Below are 18,633 nucleotides of genomic sequence, written 5' to 3' on the forward strand. Positions count from 1 at the left end.
CGCGGTGGGCGCGGTGCGCCCGGCGGGGACACGGACCGACGTGAGCTGCGCACCGTACGCCACCCTCCGCACCGGGCGTCGTGTCGCGTGGCTGCGGGTCCTCGTCCTGCTGCTCGCCCTCGCCGTGCCCTGCGCCCACGTCACGGGCCAGGCGGCGCCGCCCGTGACGGTGGCGGGCGCGAGCGGCGGGGGCGCCGGCGAGTACGACCATCTCGACACCGCCACGCGGGCACCGGCCCGAAGCGTCCGGCGCGGGGTCCTGCCCCCGCGCGTGGCACCGGCTCCGGCGGCCGGTCCTCGGCAGTCGTCCTTCGCGCCCACGGTGCCGGCCGGGCTGCCGTCCACCCCTCGTTCCGTGGTCCTGCGCTGCTGACGGGGCCGGTGCCGGGCGTCCGCCCGGTCCGTCCGTCCCACGACAGGATCAGGAAGAGGAACGAGGGAAACAGCCATGCCCAACGACCCCTACGCAGTCCTGCGCGCCCTCCTGCGCGCCGAAGGTGCCCGACGTACTCCGAATCCCGGCACCGGCAAGCCGCAGGTCCCGAGCGAACCCCGGCCGTCCGCGCGTGAGGGGAGGCGGGACTGACCGAGGCGGCCGAGCGGGGCGGTGGCGGTCCGACCGCCTCCGCCCCGGTGCGCCCGGACCTCTTTGCCCCCGTTTACGGCGTCATTTCCAGCGCCGTACTCCGCCGCCATGGCTGCGCCCGCGACGTTCCGGCCGGTAGGCTTTCCGTGTGATCTTCAAGCGCATCGGAAACGGCCGGCCGTACCCCGACCACGGCCGGGAGAGCACCCGGCAGTGGGCGGACGTCGCGCCGCGCCCGGTCCGCCTCGATCAGCTCGTGACGACCAAGGGCCAGCTCGACCTGGAGACCCTCCTCGCCGAGGACTCCACCTTCTACGGCGACCTCTTCGCGCACGTCGTGAAGTGGCAGGGCGATCTGTACCTGGAGGACGGGCTGCACCGCGCGGTGCGCGCGGCCCTGCAGCAGCGGCAGGTGCTGCACGCGCGGGTGCTCGAGCTGGACTGAGCTCGGCCGACCGATCCCGCGGCGTTCGGGTTTGGCCCGTTCGGGTTGCGTCGCACCGGGTTCCGGAACGTCGACTGATCATCTAATAGGCATCGCCGCCGGAGCGCACTACGCTGCGCCCATGAGCATGCTCACTCCCCCTGGCATGGGCGGCCAGTACAAGATCACGGGGGACCGGTACCCGCGGATGCGACCGGCCCGGCGACGCGGCAGGTTCGCGGTCGTCGTCGTCGCCTGCGCCACCGTTCTCGGGGTGCTCGGCTGGGGCACGCTCCAGCTGGTCGACGTCTTCACCGGCGGGGACAAGGCGAGCGCGGTCGGTGCCGCCGCGGACTGCCCGACCACCGGCCCGAAGGCGAGCGCCGCGCCCGTGGCGGCGAAGCTGCCGAAGCCCGCCCAGGTGACCGTCAACGTGCTCAACGCCACGACCCGCAGCGGCCTCGCCCAGAAGACCGCCGACGAGCTGAAGAAGCGCGGTTTCCGGATCGGTGAGGTGAGCAACGCGCCCAAGGAGTACGACAAGAAGATCAAGGGCGCGGGGGTCCTGCTCGGGCCCGCCGCCTCCCTGAAGAGTTCGCTGGCCGTGCTCGGCACCCAGCTGCCCGGCGCCGAACGCCGCACCGACGCGGCACGCGAGGGCGCCGAGGTCGACCTGATGATCGGCGACGCCTTCCAGGGGCTGGCGAAGCCCGCGGCCGCCGACGCGGCGCTGACCGCACTGGCCGCGCCGCAGCCGACGGCCGCCGCGGAGAAGAAGGGCTGCTGAGCAGCCGTACGGCTTATTCGGCCGCGCCGTACATGCGGTCGCCCGCGTCGCCGAGGCCCGGGACGATGTAACCCAGTTCGTTCAGACGCTCGTCGACCGAGGCCGTCACGACCGTCACCGGGGTGCCGGCCAGCTCGCGCTCCATCAGCTCGACGCCCTCGGGCGCGGCGAGCAGCACCACGGCCGTCACGTCGTCGGCGCCGCGCTTGATCAGCTCCTGGATCGAGGCGACCAGGGTGCCGCCCGTGGCCAGCATCGGGTCCAGGACGTACACCTGGCGTCCGGAGAGGTCGTCCGGCATGCGGGTGGCGTACGTGGAGGCCTGGAGCGTCTCCTCGTTGCGCACCATGCCCAGGAAGCCCACCTCGGCGGTCGGCAGCAGCCGGACCATGCCGTCCAGCATGCCGAGACCGGCCCGCAGGATCGGCACCACCAGCGGGCGCGGGTGGGAGAGCTTGACGCCGGTGGTCTGCGCGACCGGCGTGTGGATGTCGACCTGTTCGGTGCGCACGTCGCGCGTGGCCTCGTAGGCGAGCAGGGTGACCAGCTCGTCGGCGAGGCGGCGGAAGGTCGCGGAGTCGGTGCGCTGGTCGCGCAGCGTGGTGAGCTTGTGGGCGACCAGGGGGTGGTCGACGACGTGGAGACGCATGCCCACCACAGTAACCGGGCCCCCGAGCGGACGCTTCACTCGCTCGCTGGAGTCAAACCGCCCGGTCGGGGGAAGGTGGGAGGGACGGACGCTGGGTGGTGAGACTGTGCCTGACCGGGACTTCTACGACACTCCGTCCCTCGGCGAGCAGCCGGGGGCCGGGAGCGGGGCTGAGCGGAGCACGGAGCCGGACCGGGAGGCGGCCCGACGGCGGCGGCGGGCCCAGTTCCTGCGGGACCTGGCGGAGGCCCGGGAACTGCGTGACCGCGTGCAGCCGCGCCGCGCCAAGACCGCACGGCTGCGCCACGCGATGCGCATGCGCACCTTCCGCTGGTAGTTCCGCCGCCCGGTGGGGGAAGATCGCGCGCCGCGCCGGTGTCGGGCGGACGGGAGTACGCGGGTGACGGGAGAAATCCGCGTACGATCCGCACGTGGTGGCGACGAGTCGGGGTCCCCGGTCAAAACTGCCGGACACAGGGCGCCGAAGCCGTCCCCTGACGGCCTTGTTTCTGCCACGATTCCGAGTGGGTGGGGCTCGGAGCACCGCTCCCCCGCCCGCAGCCTCCGCCGGGGGGACCCCCAACCGGCACGCCTATGACCAGTGGGAGAGTCACGGTGTACTTCGCCGCACTGCTCGCGCGCACCGAAGAGGGATGGGTAGCGAGCGACACTGAGCTCGACGATGTGGAGACCCTGTCGGATCTGGCCGACCTGGCCCGGGAAGCCTCTCCCGACGAGGACACGGTGCTCGTGCTGATCGAGCAGGAGGACGCGTGGTTCGGAGTCGTCCGGGTGGACGGCGAGGAGGACCCCCGTATCTACGTGTCGGACGCCGCCGCCGCGGCCCGCAGCAGCTACGGCGAGATCCTGCTCACCGACGAACTGCTGGGCCGCGAGCCCGGTGACGACGGCGCCGACCTCGACGCCCTCGACCTCGACGGCACGGAGGACGGTGAGTCCGAGGACGACGAGGACGGTGCCGACGGCGGTGACGCGGCCGCCGGTGCCGGGGAGGCCGTGCCGCACGGGCCGGTCGGTGACGCCGAGGTCCTGGACGACCTGGGCGTGAGCGAGAAGGAGCTGCGCTCGATGGCCGGGGACGCGGTCGGCGAGATCGCCGAGGCGCTGGGCGCCTCCGAGGTGCTGGAGACCGTGCGCTGACCGGACGTGACGTGGGAGAGCAACCGGCGGAACGTTCCGCGCCGCCCGACCCAGTGCGCGACCCGTGGCGGGCGGCCATGCGGCTCGCCCTGGCCGAGGCCGGGCGGGCCGCGCTCGGCGGTGACGTGCCCGTCGGTGCCGTCGTGCTGGCACCGGACGGGCGGACGGTGCTGGCCGCCGGGCACAACGAGCGCGAGGCCGGCGGCGATCCCACGGCCCACGCCGAGGTGCTCGCCATCCGCCGGGCGGCCGAGGCGCTCGGGGAGTGGCGGCTGGCCGGGTGCACCCTCGTCGTCACCCTGGAGCCGTGCACGATGTGCGCGGGCGCGCTGGTGCAGTCCCGTGTGGACCGCGTCGTCTACGGCGCCCGCGACGACAAGGCGGGCGCGGCCGGCTCCCTGTGGGACGTCGTGCGCGACCGGCGGCTCAACCACCGGCCCGAGGTGATCGAGGGCGTCCTCGCGGACGACTGCGCGCGGCTGCTGACCGAGTTCTTCCGCGACCGCTGACCGGCCCCGAATACCGATTTCGAACCATGCGGCACTGTGCTGTAAGGTCTGTCTCGGTAGCGTGTCCGAGCGGCCGAAGGAGCTCGCCTCGAAAGCGAGTGTGGCGCAAGTCACCGAGGGTTCAAATCCCTCCGCTACCGCAGGTAGACGAAGGGTCCGGCTCATCGAGCCGGACCCTTCGTGCATCTCCGTCTCAGTTTCCGTCTCAGTTGGCCGGTACGAGCGCCCCGGCGGCCCCGTCGTCATCCTCGCCGGAACCCTTGGCGTCCGGCTTCCAGATGAGCCCGTCAACCTGTCGGGCCACGTCCACTCGAACGGTGTCGACCATGTGCTGGTACCGCGCGGCCATAGCCGTTGTGGACCATCCCATGAGGCCCATGACGGCACGCTCCGAGACTCCGAGGATCAGCAGCACCGTGGCGGCGGTGTGTCGGGCGTCGTGCAGACGGCCGTCCCTCACCTTGGCGGCGGCCAGCAACTCCTTCCAGTCGTCGTAGTCGGTGCGGGGCGGAGTGCCGCGCCCGTCCGGGGTGGCGAACAGCCATCCCTCATCCGCCCACTTCTCCCCCGCCGCCGTACGTTCGGCGTCCTGCTTCGCTCGGTGGACCCGGAGCAGGTCAACGAGCTGAGCGGGCAGGCCGACCGACCGCCGACCTGCGCGGGACTTCGTGTCGGCCGTCTCCGGGTTGGTCCGTTGGCGCTGCGGGCAGTACCCCGCCTTTCGGCCGCACGTGTCGCCGCATCCGTGGGCGTATCGCGGGCGGCGTCGACTACGACGGACCATCAAGACACCGCGTTCCATGTCCACGTCGGCCCACTTGAGCCCCAACGCCTCGCCCTGTCGCAGGCCGAGGGCGAGAGCGACGGCCCAGCGAGCGGAGTTGCGCCGGTCATCGGCGGCCCGCAGGAGCCGCTTGACCTCCTCGACGGTGAACGGCTCGATCTCCTCCTCACTGACCCGGGGGGCCTTGGCAAGCTGCACCGGATTGCGGGTGAGGTGGCCACGCCGGACCGCCTCATTGAGCGAAGTGCGGAAGGTGCGGTGAATCTGGTGAATCGTGCCCGCCCGCCGGCCGTCCGCCTGCATCCGCCCATAGAAGCGCTCGATGTGCTCCGGCCCGAGCTTGTCGAGACGGTGGGCCCCGAGCGCTGGGATGAGATGCTTCCGCACGGCGACGCCGTACCCGACCATAGTGTTCTCGTTGACGGCGAGCGGGGCGATGGTCTCGACCCAGTGGGTCAGCCACGCCTCGACCGTCCAGGCGCGGCCCGCCTTGCGTACCGCTCCACCGTCGCGCCGCTTCTCCAGCTCACGGACCGCCGCCGTCACCTCGGCCCGGGTCTTGCGTTCGACATGGCGGCGGTCGGGTCGGCCGTCGTCACGGATTCCGACGGTGACGCGTCCGTGCCACTTGCCGTCTTTGCCCTGGTAGATGGAGGAGCGGCCGTTGGGCTGTCGGGTGCGCTTCTTGTCTTCCGCCACGGGCGGACTCCTTCGAGTTGGGGTGAAAGCGACCGGGACACCACCCGGTGAGGTGGTGTCCCGGTTCGGGGCGAGATCAGGCAGCGCGCTGTTCGGCGCGGCGACGGGCGAGGTAGGCCGCCGGGGCGTCGGCGGGGACGCGTCGGAGTCCGCCGATGGTCAGGGACTCCAGCTCTCCGGTGCGGATGAGGGCGAAGCAGGTCGTTCGACCGATGCGGAGGCAACGGGCGGCCTCTTCGACGGTCAGCAGCACGGGGGTCGGGTCGCCAGACTCAGCGAGCGGTGCGATGTCCACGGTGGCGATGCTCATGGAACGGTCTCCTCTGGGACTGTCCGTCGGGGGCGGAGCCTGTATCGGGAGTTCGCGCCTGTCCGAAGTTCGGATTTCTGCGTCATTGCGTCATCAGCGTCATGCGCGCCTCTGACCTGCGTATTTGCATGACGCAGAGACTCCGGGGTGCGTCATGGGCTGCGTCATTCCATGACGCAGATGACGCAGCCATGACGCAGGCGTGGCCGTCTGCGTCATGGCTGTAGCCGCAGGTCGGGGGCCGTTTTTCCCGCCTGCATGACGCAGATGACGCAGAGTTTCCCTCTTAGGAAAAAGAGGGGGTGTCTGTGGTGGTGTAGTGCGCTCAGGGGCTGATGAAGGAGCCGCTTCGCGGCGCGACCATCGCAGGGCGGCGCCGCCGCCGAACAGCAAGAGGAGCACGCCGCGCCGCGATGGTGCTCCTCTTGCTTGTCCAGTGATCACCAGCGCGGTCAGAACATCCGTTTTGCCTCGTGCGGCTGTGGCGCTTGCAGCCGGGTCATTTCGAGGTAGCGGCCCTCCATGGTCCGGCCCGAGTCGATGACGACGCCACGGGCGGCGAGGGTGGGCTGAAGCCGCTTGAGCCGATCGGACAGCACCTTGCCGGTCGTCGGCCACCCCTTGGGCAAGGGACGGAAGTCCTCGCCGGTGTAGAGCTGACTGAGGCAGTGCAGCCACTCCGTGGAGGTCATCCGCTGCTGTGCGCCCGGTTCGAGGTCGGCGGCGTGCCTCAGGACGGTCTGTGCCAACAGGTCGCCCTCGATCACGTCGTCGTTCAGGTCGTCCAGGCTGGCCCGGTAGGCGGCGAGCGCCCCGAGACCGGTCGCGGCGTCGAGCTGCGCGCACAGGTGCGCGAAGTCCGCCATCCGCAGATCGGTCGGGGTCTCCGCCTCAGCCGCGCGGACCTTGACCGTGAGGTCCAAGAGCGATCCGAGGATCACGGGCAGAACCTCCGCGTACTCCGCCCACAGCTCCGCCTCAGTACGCCGGACCTTCGGCCGTTCCAGGCGGAGCGGCAGGAGGCGTTCGGCGAGGTCGGGCCGGATGACGCCCACGTCGATACCAGTCAGGAGCAGGGGCCGACGGTAGCGGGCGCGGAAGACGTCCCCGTCGGTGAACAGCGCGCGCTTGACGCTCTCGGCACCGGTGACGATGCAGCACATGGCATCCGAAAGGTCTGGGGTCATGTGGGAGAGGTTGTCCAGAGCCGTGACCCACCCGGCGGCCACGGCCGCGATCAGGTTCTCCTCATCCTTCGGTGCCCGGCGCAGGTCCCCCGTCATGCCCTCGATGATCCGCACGAGCATTCGTCCGCCGGTGGACTTGCCGGCGCCCTGCGGGCCGGTGAGGAACGGGGCCGGGACGGGCACGGACGGTCCGAGACAGCCGATCAGCCACGCGATGGCCAGGCACTCAGTCTCGGCGGTGGCGAAGTTGCACAGCCTCAGCAGGAGATCAATGCCCTTGCCGTCGGTGTCCTTGACCGGCAACGGCAGCTCTCCGGTGAGCTGTGTGCGGCGCCAGCACACCTCGCGCGGGTCGGGCACGGCGATGTCCCACCCGGTGGGGTGGATCCGTACCGACCGGCCGTCGGCCCGTCCCAGGTCCAGCCACGTGGCGCCGTCGAATCCCGGGGCGACGCGGATGTGCACGGGCTGTACGTCCTCGGTCAGCGCCAGAGCCTCGATCAGGTCCAGCGCTTCCTTGAGCGCGGTGCCGTTGAACACGCCCTGCCCGTCGCGGAAGAGACCGACCATGAGTTCCTGCCGGTGGCTTCCCGTGGTGCCCTGGGAGCGGATGGGGCGGGCCACGGGGTGGCCGTTGCGCTGCGCGTAGACGGTGCCGTCGGCGGTGCGGAAGTACCGGAAGTGGGATTGGGCGTAGTCGGTGATGATCTCGCGGGCGGGGTTCTTCTCGTCGTCGGCCATGGTCACAGTCCCAACGTGGTGCGGGCGTTGGTCCACGCGTCCGTGCAGTGCCGGGCCGTTTCGCCCTTGCTCTGCGCGGCGGTGAACAGCCGGGCGATGTGGGTGTCGGTGAGGCAGCCGCACCGGCCGTGCCTGGACAGCACGGCCAGGAACGTGCGGTACACGGTCGCGTGGACAGCGCTGGATGCCTCCGTGATGCGCTGCACGGCCATGGCGATGCCCCGTTCCAGGAAGACGGGCGTGCGGTGCGGGCACTCCCCCTGTCCGCCGCTCAGGGGCCCTGAGAGCGTCTGTGACGCCCTGGGGGCGGGGGACGGCTCCTTTACTGCCAGGGCGCGCACAGCGTCCGGGAGGGCGGCGATGGTGCCGGTGCCCGGTCCGAGCCAACGGGCATAGGCCATGGTCGACTTGATGTCGACGCCGGGGCGGACCGCGTTGCGGGAGGTCATGGCGCCCCGGTAGATCCAGTGTTCACCGCGGGTCGTCGGCACGGTCCGGGTGGCGGGCAGGGCGGTGCGGGCCCAGGCGATGGCGTCGGCGTCGTCGAGGTCGACGACGGTCAGTCCGGCGCCGCCGGGGTGGTAGGCGACACACACCGCCTGCCGCCAGGCCGCCGCCCACTCGGGGGAGACGATGACGGCGGGGTCGGTGGTGGCGGCGGCCCATCCGTGGCAGACGCCGGGGCAGCGGCAGGGGCCCGGGGTTTTCATGTTCGGCCGTCCGCCGCACGCGTTGTCGGCGCACGCCGTGCAGTTGCCGAACGGGACCTTGCCCCGGCGCAGGGGCAGCACGGGGACGCCGGATGCCGCGAGACTCAGCGCCGTGTGCTGCGGGTAGAGCGGGGGTTGCGTCATGCTGGGGTATCTCCAGTTCCTTGACGGGTTCTGGCGAGCAAGGGCGGCCCCGCGTTCTTGGCGGAAGGTGGGGGCCGCCCTTGGCGTAGCTAGCCGTGGAAGTGGTTGCGCTTGATCACGGCCTTGCGGATGTTCACGGTCGTGCCGCCCTGGTGGCCGCTCGCGCTGAAGAGCTGCACGGCGATCCATCCGCCGAAGATCACGGCGGCCAGGATGATGAGCTGGGTGATGAACGCGGTGAGCGCGGCGATGAACGAGGTGAGCAGGACCAGCCCGCCACACACCGCGAGGAACCCGGCACCCCCGAGGGCGACGTTCACGGCCGTGCGGGACACGGCCGGTTTGGCGGCGATCGGTTCGGGCTGGGTGGGGTTGATGGCGTAGCCGGTGACGACGCGGCCGTCCGGCAGGACGACGCTCGCCACCGCCGGAACGGCGTTCGGCTGCACCGGAATGACCGGCGCCGTCACCGGCACGGCCAGCGGGAGCGGGGTGGGCTGGTGGACTTCCACGGCCCGCTGTACGGGCACGTGCGGGGTGTGCTCGGGGTACATGCGGAATCCCTTCAGGCCGGTGGCCAGGGAGGCAGAGACACCCCCTTCGGGGTGCTCTGCAGAGGGGTGTTTCGGGGGTCTGACCTGCGTGCCTCCCTGACTCCCTGAGCGATCATTCGCGCAGGTCAGAGCCAGGGAGGCGGATCAGGGAGGCGGTCAGGGAGTTCTCCCTGCCTCCCTGCCCCGTCCGGGGTCGGCTCCCTGCCGTCAGTCGGCGGAAGCGGAACCTTCCCCGTCGCGGTTGGCGAGCGCGCGGGCCACTCGGTCGCGGGAGACGACCATGACGCCGTCGGACTTGTACGGCTCCGCGCCGACGTCGTCGAGAACGCGCTTGAGGTCGAGGAACGACCAACCGCCGTAGGCGTCCGCGTTCCGCGTGGCAAGCCGTGCGAGCACGTCCTTGGTCCGCACCCGCGGTGCGTCGCCGATGACGGCGGCGATGTCGGCGAGCGGGTCGTGCTCCGCGCTCCGGTCGATGGCGTGCAGGGTGGTGACGCCGTCGCGCAGGGCCTTGGCCCGGTCGGTGATGGCCTTGGCGGCGTCGTCGTCGATGTAGTGCGTGCGCACCGTGATGGACGACTGACCCGCCGGAATGCTGATCCCGTCGGAGGCCACGACCAGGGTTCCCCGGTCCAGCCCGGGCCGGAGCAGGTTCGGGGCGGCGCCCCCGTCGACGGCCTTGTCCCCGAGGGCCATGCGGGCCTGCGACTCGGTGCCCAGGGCGAGGGAGGCGCGGGTGTGGGCGCCCTCGCGCACGAGCTTGGGCAGGTTCTCGTTGGTCGGGTCCTGCGTGCCCTGCCACATCAGCACGTTCACGGCACGGCCCTGGTTGTGAATCTTGCGCACGGCCATGAAGTACCGGGAATCGGCCTTCGCTCCGCCGTAGGGCCGCTTGTCCTTGCCCGTGCCCTTGGCGGGGCACATGAACGCGACCTGCGCTTCGTCAACCAGCACGATCAGCGGCGGGAACACCGTCCCGGGCGGCGCCTGGATCCGGCGGTTCATCTCGTCGACCGCGCCCTCGACCATCTCGGTCACCTGGATGACGTGCTCATCCGTCGGCCCCTGGATCAGCGCCGTGGCCAGGCCGTCGAACATGGCCCAGTCGCCCACGCCCTTGAGGTCGCCCATGAGGAACTGCACGGACTTGTCCAGGGACAGCCACAGGGCCAGGGAGCGCAGGGCCACGGTCTTGCCCTGGTTCGACAGACCCGTGATCAACAGGTGGCGCTGGTAGAGGGACAGGGCGGCGGCATCCCCGCGCAGGTCCTGCCCCCACGGCGCCTTCCCCTTGGTGTAGTCGGCAGTCATCGTCTCGTCGGTGACCAGCGGAGACGGCCCGATCGGCTCGTCCAGCGCCCCCGAGTCGGCGACCCACAGCCGCACCGTCCGCGCCGCCTGCGGGATGGTGATGAACACCTCGTGCTCGTGCCGGGTCAGGTTTTCGGCAAGCTTGCGCCGCTTGTTCTGCACCTCGTTGGTCGACACCCCGGAGGGAAGGGTCACGTCGACCTCGACACCGCATCCGGCGATCGTGATCGGGCCGAGCATCGAAGCGCCGGCGTCGCCCATCTCCTTGATGGCGCGGGCCAGGGCCGGGACTCCGAGGTCGCGCAGGGCCTTGACCACGATGGACGGGGTGATCGGCTCACCCTCGCCGTTGCGGACGTTCGCCGGGAGGGCCCAGTTCGGCGCGGCCTGCTGCTTGCGGCCGACCGACCACAGGGCGAGCAGGGCCAGGAAGGGGCCGATCGTGAGCGCCGGACCCCATACGACCTGCACGATCCGCATCAGCAGCGCGATGAAGTCAATGGTCGCCGACAGCGGCGTGATGACGTCACCGACCTGGCCAGTGTTCAGGGCCATCACGACCCCGAGGGCGACCAGGACGCCGATGCTCATCCCGGCGCCGACGGCGACGCCCTTGGCGGCCTCGACCGGGGAGTGCAGGAGGTCCATGCGGCGGTGGTGGCGGGCGGCGCGGAAGCGCTGAAGCCGCTCCTCCCACTCCTCGGCCGCTTCGAGGTTCCCGGCGGCTTCCGCCGCGCGGATCATCCGCTCGTACCGGGAGCCGGTACGGCCGTCCCACGCGCGGCGGGCCACGATCCTGCCGCCGTTGAAGGTGTAGAGGCCGTGCCGGGCCGCCGCGCGGACCGTGGCCCGGGTCGTCTCGTGGGTGGCGGCCGTCTTCACGGCGCGGCCGGAGCGGACCCACAGCGGCACCGGGCGGGCCGGGGGCGCGTCGGGCACGACCGTGAGCACCGTCGGGGCGGTGTCGGCGGTCGGGGGGTCGGTGGCCTTGTGGAGGTGAACGACGTTCTCGGACATGCTGAAACTGCTCCTGACTGCCCCTTCAGGGCGGGAGTAAGGGAGAGCGCCGGGGTGGCCGTGTCCGTGGAAAGTCCCGGTCACCCCGGCGCGGGAAACGGGCTGGTCAGAACCAGCCGGACGACTTCTTGGCGGCCTTGTCGCGGGCGGCCTCGGTCATGAGGCGCTGCCGCTCGCCGTGCAGGGCGGTCAGCTCCGCGTTCAGCCGCATCTCGGCGCTGTCGCCGGTGGCGTCCATGCGCTGTTCCTCGCGGCCCGCGCTGCGGCCCCGGGCGACCTTGTAGCCGCCGACGGCCAGCGAGCGGGCCATGGCCCGGCGCTCACTGCCGTTCAGCGGCCACCACTCGCCCCGGCGGACCGCTTCGAGCTTCTTCTGTGTCGCCTGGATCTCGCGGTCCAGGCGGCGTATGTCGGCGTTGCGCATCGGTTGGCTACTCCTCGAAGGATCGGGACGCCTCAGGCGGCCGTACGGGCGGGGAGGGCGGCGGGCGCGAGGAAGCGAAGCGCGGCGGTGGCCTGTTGCGGGACCACGCCGTTGCCCAGCGCTTTGAGCTGTGCGGAGCGGGACAGGCCGGGGACGTCGGTGACGTGCCCGGCAGGCAGGCCCATGAGCCATTCGACGAAGACGGGGCTCAGCCGTCCCACAGCGTCAACTGGCCCGGGTGCGGGGCGCTGGAGGACCGCCTCCCACCGCGCGACCGCTTCGGCGTACTCGCCCCACCCGACGGGACCGTCGGGAACGCGCTCACCGCCACCTCCGGCAGGTTCGCCGTTCCAGACTGCACCCGCCGGTCCGTCGCTTCCGTGCGCGAGACCGCGCCGTTCGAGCCGTCCGTGGCCCGCGGGGTCGGCAGGAGCGAGCCCATCTCGGCGGCCAGGCTCTTGCCGTGCGTGCCCGCTTCCTGCGAGGGGCTGCGCTTGGTCTGCCGGTTCTCGTTCTCCGACGCGCGCGGGGTGGGCAGCAGCGAGACGACGTGGCGCAGGTTCATCCCGCCCTGTGCCGCGTGTCCGGCTCCGGTGTTCTCCGAGGTCGACGGGGTCGGCAGGAGCGAGCCGACGGCGGTCGGAAGCTGCCCGCGCTGTCCGCCGCCCTTCCAGTCCCGTGCTGCCGGAGTCGGCAGGCCAGGCGAGGACGAAGAGCCGTTTGCGCTGGTGAGCCGCTCCCACGTCAGATGCGCGAAGAGTGCACCACCGCGCATCGAACCCGAGGGCGGCAAGGTCGGAGAGGACGGAGTCGAATCCGAGAGAAAGGTGCCCTGCGACGTTCTCAAACACCGCGAGACGGGGTCGTAGAACCCCAAGGGCACGGGCGATGTCGGGCCAGATGTGCCGCTCATCAGCGGTTCCCCTCCTCTTGCCGGCGGAACTGAACGGCTGGCACGGATAGCCGCCCGTCACGATGTCGACCGGCTCCACCTCGCCCCAGGGGGCGGTGGTGATGTCGCCCAGGTTCGGCACGTGCGGGTGGTGGTGGGCCAGGATGCGGCAGGCTCCGGCGTCGTTGTCCGCGACCCAGGCCAGCAAGCCGCCGAAGACGGCCTGGACGGCCATGTCCAGGCCGCCGTAACCGGAGCAGAGCGAACCGATGCGCGGCCCGCTCATGCCGCCGCCGTCCCGGCGCGCTCCGCCCGCAGGGTGTCGCGCAGCGCCCGTGCGTTGACCGGTGACGTGCGCACCGCCCGCCGGATGCCCTCTGCGGTCACCTTCGCGTCCGGCCAGTCGGCCGTCGCCTCGCGTGCTTCGGCGAGCAACTGATCCGGCGTGCGCTTGGGCCGACTCGACTTCGCCACCGCCGGGACACGGCCCGTTGCACGGCGCGGCCGGGTCGACTCCGCCGCCACCGCACGCCGCTCGATCGAGGCGACCGGAGCGGGGTCGATCTGCGGAAGCGGCTTGGCCAGGAGCGTCGACTTGAGGAAGCCGACGGCCACCGGACGGGGGAGAGCCGTGCCGTTCGGGGTGATCGGCGCGGGGGTCGATACCGGCAGGTCAGCCGTAGACCGTTTCATCTCGGTCTCGGTCGATTCCTCCGCATTCGTGCTCAAGGCGGGAATCGGGGCGGGGCGGTGGTGCAGCACCTTCGCCACGAGGTCGGAACCGAAGTAGATCGACCCGACCGGCAACGAGGTGGCCAGCAGCACGAGCGCCCAGTTCGCCGGGTCCCACTCCGCCAGCCGCGACCAGTCGACCGTACGGCCGTGCAGCTCGGGGACCAGCCCGTGCACGTAGTTCAACACGAGCGAGGCGATCGTGTACGCCCCCAGCACCCGCAGCGCGAACGTGCGGTCGCGGTCGGCCAGAACCAGCGTGGCGATCAGGGCGAGCGCCATGAGGCCGTCGACCACGAACGGGTACAGCATCGCCGCCGTGTCGTCCGCGCCGACAGCGCCGGCGATGTCCCGCAGCGCGTTCCACGACACCCGGAACGCCATACCGACCACGGCGACCAGGGCGAGCACCAGGGCGGCGCGCCCCTTGCGGTGAAGGCTCATGACCGGCCCCCCAGCCACGCGAAGGGGTGGGTGTGGTGCGCTGCGCGGAAGATGCGCAGGGCCACCCCGGCGGGGGCGTCGGGCTTGGCGACCGGGCGGGCGCCGGTGATCGAGGCGAGCATGCGGGCGGCGTGGTGCTCGCATCCGTCGGCGCCGGCGTTGTCCTTGTCGACGATGGTCACGACGACCGGGCCACCGCACGGCGTCGGGTCCTCCGGGTGCGCGGCCGGACACCGGACGACGTTCCCGGAGGGCGTCTCGTCGACCATCTCGATCAGCCGCTCCACGGCGACTTCGAGACGGCCGATCATGCGGGCCATGGCGCTGCCGTCCAGCAGGTTCACGCGGTCCGCAGCCGCCAGGGCTTGGCGGGCGGCGACGATGGTCCAGCGGTCGTACTCGGTGAGGTCGAAGCGGGACATCAGGCGGCACCCCCCGGCACGGACGCGCCGGCCGCGCGGTTGACCAGCGCGACCCGGGCGGCCAGCGCGCGGCGGCGGGCCCGGCGGATGCGCCGCTCGTCCACCTCGGTCGGCGTGCGGTCGAGGGTGACGATGTGCGCGTCCAGCAGGTCGACGTCCGCGAGAATCACGGGCATCTCCTGCTCGATCGCGTCCAGCTCAGCGGCCGTGGGTTCCATCCACGGCTCGAACGCGGTAACAGCGTCCTGAACAGTGACGATGTGGTTCATGGGTCGTGCTCTCCCTTGCAGGTGAAACGGCCCGAACAGCACCCCCGGAGTTGCCGCTCCGGGGGTGCGCGCCGTTGTAGGTGATCAGCCACGCCAGACGCGCGGCACGGCCATATGAAGCGGCCGGAGTGCCCCGGGCGAGATTCGATCTCGCGCCCTTCACGGCTGAATGCCGGGGCGACGTGCATGTCTCCTTCGGGGGTGCCGCGCCCGTATCAGGTAGCGCGGCTTGACCCGTGGTAGGCGTATGGAGACGTGACCTTTCGGTCTAAGCCCTCCCGAATGACAAGGGTCGGGTGCGCCCTCGGCCCGCTCTGTCCCGGGCCCCTTGACCCCGAATGAGCCCTGAAACAGAGCGCATTGAGGTCCGGCACCCGCTTGCCGGGCGAACCGACCGGCGGGTACATCCCTAAGGTTCCCTAGGGTTCCCTGCGGTGTCAAGCGGTAAGCTAGGGAACCCCAGGGAAGTGACGAAGAGGAGCGAGCGACATGGCAGGCCAGGCCGACAATCGGGCCCCGTACGCGAAGATTGCCGCCCACTATATGGAGCTGATTTCGTCCGGTGAGCTACAGCCCGGAACGCTCCTGCCGAGCATCAAGAACCTGTCGGAAGAGTGGAAGGTCAGCACCGCCACAGCCGAGAAGGCGCTTCGCAAGCTGCGCAACGAGGGACTTGTGCGAGGCATCCACGGCATCGGCACCGAAGTCCTGGACCGGCCGACCCCGATGTCCTCGGGTGCCCAGCGGCAGGACCGGGGACGCCGTACCGGCTCTAGCTGGGGGGCAGGAGAACGTTCCGACTCCCACCAGGCGGCCGTGGTGCCTGCCCCGGCCGAAGTGGCGCAGGCTCTGGACATCGAGCCCGGATCGGACGTTGTACGGCGTAGCCGGGTATACAGGGACCGGCATGGCATCGTGGCTCACAGCACCTCTTGGATCCCCGCCCGGTACGGCAAGCTGATCCCGCAACTAGCAGCGAGCGAGCGTCTGACAGGGGGAACCTCGCTTCAGCTCATCGCCCAGGCGACCGGCCACCCGATCAGCCACCGCATCGACACGGCGTCCGCCCGCATGCTGACGCCGGATTACGCACGGCTCTTGGAACTGGACTCTGACAACCCGCCGGCGGAACCGGTGGTCGTGATGACCGCGAAGTTCGTCGACAGCGAGGGCAACATCGTGGAGTACGGCGTCGACCTCGGAGGCCCGGGCCGTACATGGCGCACAGAATCGGAGGTCACCCCGTGACAGTCGCGGACGACACTCTAGTCAGCGTGCTCGAAGACCGACTAGATGCGCTGCTTGCGGCCCGCCGGACTGGCACAATCACGCCGGAAGCCGAAGCAGAGGTGGCCACCATCTCCCGAGCCATGACGAGACCGATGTCCCCACGCCCCCCGTTCTGTGTCCTGATGGCCGGACTCCCCGGGTCAGGCAAGACCACGCTTTCCCGCACCCTCACGGATCGCGGATTCGTACGGCTGTGCCCGGATGAAGAGATGTACCGCCGGCATGGCGTCTACGGGGTCGACTTCCCTCGGGGTACCTTCCCCACCCTCGAACGGCCGGTCCTGGAAGACGTAGCGGTTGAACTACGGGAACACCTCAAGGCCGGGCACGATGTCGTCGTTGACCACGGCTTTTGGACTCCCGAGGACCGGGCCAAATGGCAGGCAATCACCACCGACGCCGGGGCCGTCCCCGTACTCGTCTACCTCGCCGCCAGCCATGAGGAGCTGTGGGCGAGGATCAGCAAGCGCAACGAGTTCCACGCGGACGATCCGAACTCGATCTACTTCGCGGAGAGCGACCTCCAGCGATACCGCAGCCGGTTCGTACCGCCCACCGCAGATGAGCCGCACTTGTTGTACGAGGGTGACCCCGCCGCCGTGGTCGCGGCCGTGGAAGAGTCCGACCACTGACACTCCCAGGGGTAGACGCGCAGGTCAGCCGTGACGCTCTCCGTCTCAGTTTCCGTCTCATTCAACCCCGTTCGGCACCGTCCGGAGCCGTTCACGCGGCGCGCGAGGAACCGGGAACGAACGGGCTTGAACGACCTTGAACAACCCCCTGACCAGCACGAACAGACCTCGAAAGCGAGTGTGGCGCAAGTCACCGAGGGTTCAAATCCCTCCGCTACCGCTTCCGAAGGGCCCCGTCGAAAGACGGGGTCCTTCGTGCGATCATGTGCGATCGAAAGGCGTGCAACAAGGGACAGGGGAGGCCGCGGTGGCGGTGAACGCGAAGAAGATCGCCGTCTACGCAGTCGTTGTCTTCGTGCTGTATGTGATCATCACCGATCCGGAGACTGCCGCCGACTACGTCCTCATAGGCTTCCAGGGCATCTCCGACGCGGCGGGCGCCGTGGGCGACTTCATGACCTGGGCCGCCAAGGGAGGAAATTGATGATCCGCCACCTGGTGCTGTTCAAGCTCAACGACGGTGTGCAGCGCGAAGACCCGCGCGTCGTGGAGGGCGTCGAGGCGTTCCGCGCGCTCGGCGACCAGATCGCTGAGCTGCGTTTCTGGGAGTGCGCCTGGAACATCAGCGACCGGCCCATCGCCTACGACTTCGCCATCAACTCGGCCGTGGACGACGCCGACGCCCTCAAGCGGTACCTGGAGCACCCCGCCCACCAGGCGGGCGTCGCGCTGTGGCGGGAGTTCGCCACCTGGGTGATCGCCGACTACGAGTTCTGACGCCCCGCCGCACCACGTCCCACGACGCCCCGGCCCCGTACCCGCCCGGTACGGGGCCGTTCTGCGTTCACTCAACACGACGTTATGCGGTGCTTGCACACAGTGCACATGTCTTGTGATGCTATGACCGCTTTTGACGGATGAGTGACGGAAGAGTTGACGATCACGAGGTGGAGTTGACCGTGCCGGCCAGTACTGCGCCTCAAGCACCGCCCGCGCCGCCCGCCCAGGCCACTGAGGCGCCCGCGCGGGAGACCACGCAGCAGCGCAGCCGGGGTGCCGACACCCGGGCCCTGACCCAGGTGCTCTTCGGGCAGCTGAAGGGGCTCACACCGGGCTCACCGGAGCACGACCGGGTGCGCGCGGCGCTCATCGAGGCGAACCTGCCCCTGGTGCGCTACGCCGCCGCCCGCTTCCGCTCCCGCAACGAGCCGATGGAGGACGTGGTCCAGGTCGGCACGATCGGGCTCATCAACGCCATCGACCGCTTCGACCCCGAACGGGGCGTGCAGTTCCCGACGTTCGCGATGCCGACCGTCGTCGGCGAGATCAAGCGCTACTTCCGCGACAACGTCCGCACGGTGCACGTACCGCGCCGGCTGCACGAGCTGTGGGTGCAGGTCAACAGCGCCACCGAGGACCTGACGACCGCCTTCGGGCGCTCCCCGACCACCGCCGAGATCGCCGAGCGGCTGCGCATCACCGAGGAGGAGGTGCTGTCCTGCATCGAGGCGGGACGGTCGTACCACGCCACCTCGCTGGAGGCCGCACAGGAGGGCGACGGGCTGCCCGGTCTGCTCGACCGGCTCGGTTACGAGGACCCCGCCCTCGACGGGGTCGAACACCGCGACCTGGTGCGGCACCTGCTGGTCCAGCTCCCGGAGCGGGAGCAGCGGATCCTGCTGCTGCGCTACTACAGCAATCTGACGCAGTCGCAGATCAGCGCGGAACTCGGCGTCTCGCAGATGCACGTCTCCCGGCTACTGGCGCGCAGTTTCCAGCGGTTGAGGTCCGCCAACCGCATCGAGGCGTAGTCTCGCGACAGCGCGGGAAGCATTCGAAGGCGCGAGCGAACGGTCACCGGGGCGAGCGAATCGCTCACCAGGGCCGTTGCGGGCGGATTCGGGCCGAAAGCCCGTCAGACCCCCTGTTTCCAGGGGGAATTCGCGTCTCGGATG

24 protein-coding genes, 1 tRNA gene and 1 pseudogene are annotated in these 18,633 nt (G+C 70.6%); 12 read left to right on the plus strand and 14 right to left on the minus strand.

Features of this window, described 5'->3' with window-relative positions; genetic code table 11:
• Nucleotides 1-40: 40 nt before the first annotated feature.
• The 3 genes from ACFW47_RS08970 (at nucleotide 41) to ACFW47_RS08980 (ending at nucleotide 1,797) form a co-directional block, all read left to right on the plus strand.
• Nucleotides 41-373: a hypothetical protein gene (locus ACFW47_RS08970; protein WP_386287718.1), complete on the plus strand. Its 333-nt coding sequence runs from the start codon at nucleotides 41-43 to the stop codon at nucleotides 371-373.
• 361 nt (nucleotides 374-734) lie between these two features.
• Complete coding sequence (locus ACFW47_RS08975; RefSeq protein WP_003999914.1) at nucleotides 735-1,031, plus strand: type II toxin-antitoxin system VapB family antitoxin; 297 nt, start codon at nucleotides 735-737, stop codon at nucleotides 1,029-1,031.
• A 145-nt stretch (nucleotides 1,032-1,176) separates the two neighbouring features.
• Complete coding sequence (locus ACFW47_RS08980) at nucleotides 1,177-1,797, plus strand: LytR C-terminal domain-containing protein (protein ID WP_386287799.1); 621 nt, start codon at nucleotides 1,177-1,179, stop codon at nucleotides 1,795-1,797.
• A gap of 13 nt (nucleotides 1,798-1,810) precedes the next feature.
• On the opposite strand, the gene upp is transcribed toward ACFW47_RS08980, so the two are convergent.
• Nucleotides 1,811-2,446, minus strand: a complete 636-nt coding sequence (gene upp / locus ACFW47_RS08985; RefSeq protein WP_029393037.1) for a uracil phosphoribosyltransferase — start codon at nucleotides 2,444-2,446, stop codon at nucleotides 1,811-1,813.
• A gap of 106 nt (nucleotides 2,447-2,552) precedes the next feature.
• On the opposite strand from upp, the gene ACFW47_RS08990 reads away from it, so the two are divergent.
• The 4 genes from ACFW47_RS08990 to ACFW47_RS09005 all read left to right on the plus strand — a co-directional run bounded on the left by ACFW47_RS08990 (nucleotide 2,553) and on the right by ACFW47_RS09005 (nucleotide 4,256).
• A complete protein-coding gene (locus ACFW47_RS08990) occupies nucleotides 2,553-2,783 on the plus strand; it encodes a hypothetical protein (protein ID WP_386305295.1) in 231 nt (76 codons plus the stop codon).
• A gap of 278 nt (nucleotides 2,784-3,061) precedes the next feature.
• Entirely contained in the window at nucleotides 3,062-3,607 is a 546-nt protein-coding gene (locus tag ACFW47_RS08995; protein WP_386305658.1) for a hypothetical protein, read from the plus strand.
• 77 nt (nucleotides 3,608-3,684) lie between these two features.
• Nucleotides 3,685-4,116, plus strand: a complete 432-nt coding sequence (tadA, locus tag ACFW47_RS09000; protein ID WP_386287802.1) for a tRNA adenosine(34) deaminase TadA — start codon at nucleotides 3,685-3,687, stop codon at nucleotides 4,114-4,116.
• 55 nt (nucleotides 4,117-4,171) lie between these two features.
• Nucleotides 4,172-4,256: transfer RNA gene (locus ACFW47_RS09005), tRNA-Ser, on the plus strand.
• Between the two features lie 65 nt (nucleotides 4,257-4,321).
• Here the strand turns inward: ACFW47_RS09005 and ACFW47_RS09010 are convergent.
• The 13 genes and pseudogenes from ACFW47_RS09010 to ACFW47_RS09070 all read right to left on the minus strand — a co-directional run bounded on the left by ACFW47_RS09010 (nucleotide 4,322) and on the right by ACFW47_RS09070 (nucleotide 14,756).
• A complete protein-coding gene (locus tag ACFW47_RS09010; RefSeq protein ID WP_386305297.1) occupies nucleotides 4,322-5,599 on the minus strand; it encodes a tyrosine-type recombinase/integrase in 1,278 nt (425 codons plus the stop codon).
• A 76-nt stretch (nucleotides 5,600-5,675) separates the two neighbouring features.
• Nucleotides 5,676-5,909 (minus strand): helix-turn-helix domain-containing protein, encoded by a 234-nt coding sequence (locus tag ACFW47_RS09015; protein WP_115743212.1) that lies wholly within the window; start codon nucleotides 5,907-5,909, stop codon nucleotides 5,676-5,678.
• A gap of 452 nt (nucleotides 5,910-6,361) precedes the next feature.
• A complete protein-coding gene (locus ACFW47_RS09020; RefSeq protein WP_386305299.1) occupies nucleotides 6,362-7,837 on the minus strand; it encodes an ATP-binding protein in 1,476 nt (491 codons plus the stop codon).
• Between the two features lie 2 nt (nucleotides 7,838-7,839).
• Complete coding sequence (locus ACFW47_RS09025) at nucleotides 7,840-8,691, minus strand: bifunctional DNA primase/polymerase (RefSeq protein WP_386305301.1); 852 nt, start codon at nucleotides 8,689-8,691, stop codon at nucleotides 7,840-7,842.
• 89 nt (nucleotides 8,692-8,780) lie between these two features.
• A complete protein-coding gene (locus tag ACFW47_RS09030; protein ID WP_386305303.1) occupies nucleotides 8,781-9,245 on the minus strand; it encodes a hypothetical protein in 465 nt (154 codons plus the stop codon).
• 207 nt (nucleotides 9,246-9,452) lie between these two features.
• Nucleotides 9,453-11,573, minus strand: a complete 2,121-nt coding sequence (locus ACFW47_RS09035; protein ID WP_386305305.1) for an FtsK/SpoIIIE domain-containing protein — start codon at nucleotides 11,571-11,573, stop codon at nucleotides 9,453-9,455.
• Between the two features lie 106 nt (nucleotides 11,574-11,679).
• Entirely contained in the window at nucleotides 11,680-11,997 is a 318-nt protein-coding gene (locus ACFW47_RS09040; RefSeq protein WP_386305307.1) for a hypothetical protein, read from the minus strand.
• Between the two features lie 32 nt (nucleotides 11,998-12,029).
• On the minus strand, nucleotides 12,030-12,218 hold the full coding sequence (locus ACFW47_RS09045; protein WP_386305672.1) for a hypothetical protein: 189 nt from the start codon (nucleotides 12,216-12,218) through the stop codon (nucleotides 12,030-12,032).
• Nucleotides 12,206-12,772 (minus strand): hypothetical protein, encoded by a 567-nt coding sequence (locus ACFW47_RS09050; RefSeq protein ID WP_386305674.1) that lies wholly within the window; start codon nucleotides 12,770-12,772, stop codon nucleotides 12,206-12,208. Before ACFW47_RS09050 ends, ACFW47_RS09045 begins: the two co-directional genes overlap by 13 nt.
• Nucleotides 12,747-13,175: pseudogene (locus tag ACFW47_RS09055) on the minus strand (DNA cytosine methyltransferase); the annotation flags it as partial. The pseudogene ACFW47_RS09055 and the gene ACFW47_RS09050, both read right to left, overlap by 26 nt.
• Nucleotides 13,172-14,065, minus strand: a complete 894-nt coding sequence (locus tag ACFW47_RS09060) for a DUF2637 domain-containing protein (protein ID WP_386305309.1) — start codon at nucleotides 14,063-14,065, stop codon at nucleotides 13,172-13,174. The pseudogene ACFW47_RS09055 and the gene ACFW47_RS09060, both read right to left, overlap by 4 nt.
• Complete coding sequence (locus tag ACFW47_RS09065) at nucleotides 14,062-14,487, minus strand: hypothetical protein (protein ID WP_386305311.1); 426 nt, start codon at nucleotides 14,485-14,487, stop codon at nucleotides 14,062-14,064. Before ACFW47_RS09065 ends, ACFW47_RS09060 begins: the two co-directional genes overlap by 4 nt.
• Nucleotides 14,487-14,756, minus strand: coding sequence for a DUF6284 family protein (locus ACFW47_RS09070; protein ID WP_386305313.1), 270 nt, complete (start codon nucleotides 14,754-14,756; stop codon nucleotides 14,487-14,489). Before ACFW47_RS09070 ends, ACFW47_RS09065 begins: the two co-directional genes overlap by 1 nt.
• Before the next feature lie 489 nt (nucleotides 14,757-15,245).
• Here ACFW47_RS09070 and ACFW47_RS09075 point away from each other — a divergent pair, with 489 nt between their 5' ends.
• The 5 genes from ACFW47_RS09075 to ACFW47_RS09095 all read left to right on the plus strand — a co-directional run bounded on the left by ACFW47_RS09075 (nucleotide 15,246) and on the right by ACFW47_RS09095 (nucleotide 18,489).
• The gene (locus tag ACFW47_RS09075; RefSeq protein ID WP_386305315.1) at nucleotides 15,246-16,004 is read left to right on the plus strand and encodes a GntR family transcriptional regulator; all 759 of its coding nucleotides are present in this window, start codon (nucleotides 15,246-15,248) and stop codon (nucleotides 16,002-16,004) included.
• Nucleotides 16,001-16,678, plus strand: a complete 678-nt coding sequence (locus tag ACFW47_RS09080) for an AAA family ATPase (protein WP_386305317.1) — start codon at nucleotides 16,001-16,003, stop codon at nucleotides 16,676-16,678. The genes ACFW47_RS09075 and ACFW47_RS09080 overlap by 4 nt, the downstream gene beginning before the upstream one ends.
• A 307-nt stretch (nucleotides 16,679-16,985) precedes the next feature.
• Complete coding sequence (locus ACFW47_RS09085) at nucleotides 16,986-17,162, plus strand: hypothetical protein (RefSeq protein ID WP_272586338.1); 177 nt, start codon at nucleotides 16,986-16,988, stop codon at nucleotides 17,160-17,162.
• Complete coding sequence (locus ACFW47_RS09090; RefSeq protein ID WP_386287722.1) at nucleotides 17,162-17,455, plus strand: Dabb family protein; 294 nt, start codon at nucleotides 17,162-17,164, stop codon at nucleotides 17,453-17,455. The genes ACFW47_RS09085 and ACFW47_RS09090 overlap by 1 nt, the downstream gene beginning before the upstream one ends.
• Before the next feature lie 140 nt (nucleotides 17,456-17,595).
• On the plus strand, nucleotides 17,596-18,489 hold the full coding sequence (locus tag ACFW47_RS09095) for an RNA polymerase sigma factor SigF (RefSeq protein ID WP_031017799.1): 894 nt from the start codon (nucleotides 17,596-17,598) through the stop codon (nucleotides 18,487-18,489).
• Nucleotides 18,490-18,633 lie beyond the last annotated feature (144 nt).

It is taken from the genome of Streptomyces sp. NPDC058796, assembly GCF_042745235.1.
Taxonomy (GTDB): Bacteria; Actinomycetota; Actinomycetes; order Streptomycetales; family Streptomycetaceae; genus Streptomyces.

Bases quoted from the DNA above. Each gene is read 5' to 3' on its own strand.
- ACFW47_RS08980 (WP_386287799.1), top strand. From the start codon at position 1,177: ATGGGCGGCCAGTACAAGATCACGGGGGACCGGTACCCGCGGATGCGA.
- upp (WP_029393037.1), bottom strand. From the start codon at position 2,446: ATGCGTCTCCACGTCGTCGACCACCCCCTGGTCGCCCACAAGCTCACC.
- tadA (WP_386287802.1), top strand. From the start codon at position 3,685: ATGCGGCTCGCCCTGGCCGAGGCCGGGCGGGCCGCGCTCGGCGGTGAC.
- ACFW47_RS09015 (WP_115743212.1), bottom strand. From the start codon at position 5,909: ATGAGCATCGCCACCGTGGACATCGCACCGCTCGCTGAGTCTGGCGAC.
- ACFW47_RS09020 (WP_386305299.1), bottom strand. From the start codon at position 7,837: ATGGCCGACGACGAGAAGAACCCCGCCCGCGAGATCATCACCGACTAC.
- ACFW47_RS09025 (WP_386305301.1), bottom strand. From the start codon at position 8,691: ATGACGCAACCCCCGCTCTACCCGCAGCACACGGCGCTGAGTCTCGCG.
- ACFW47_RS09030 (WP_386305303.1), bottom strand. From the start codon at position 9,245: ATGTACCCCGAGCACACCCCGCACGTGCCCGTACAGCGGGCCGTGGAA.
- ACFW47_RS09035 (WP_386305305.1), bottom strand. From the start codon at position 11,573: ATGTCCGAGAACGTCGTTCACCTCCACAAGGCCACCGACCCCCCGACC.
- ACFW47_RS09040 (WP_386305307.1), bottom strand. From the start codon at position 11,997: ATGCGCAACGCCGACATACGCCGCCTGGACCGCGAGATCCAGGCGACA.
- ACFW47_RS09050 (WP_386305674.1), bottom strand. From the start codon at position 12,772: ATGCGCGGTGGTGCACTCTTCGCGCATCTGACGTGGGAGCGGCTCACC.
- ACFW47_RS09060 (WP_386305309.1), bottom strand. From the start codon at position 14,065: ATGAGCCTTCACCGCAAGGGGCGCGCCGCCCTGGTGCTCGCCCTGGTC.
- ACFW47_RS09065 (WP_386305311.1), bottom strand. From the start codon at position 14,487: ATGTCCCGCTTCGACCTCACCGAGTACGACCGCTGGACCATCGTCGCC.
- ACFW47_RS09070 (WP_386305313.1), bottom strand. From the start codon at position 14,756: ATGAACCACATCGTCACTGTTCAGGACGCTGTTACCGCGTTCGAGCCG.
- ACFW47_RS09075 (WP_386305315.1), top strand. From the start codon at position 15,246: ATGGCAGGCCAGGCCGACAATCGGGCCCCGTACGCGAAGATTGCCGCC.
- ACFW47_RS09090 (WP_386287722.1), top strand. From the start codon at position 17,162: ATGATCCGCCACCTGGTGCTGTTCAAGCTCAACGACGGTGTGCAGCGC.
- ACFW47_RS09095 (WP_031017799.1), top strand. From the start codon at position 17,596: ATGAGTGACGGAAGAGTTGACGATCACGAGGTGGAGTTGACCGTGCCG.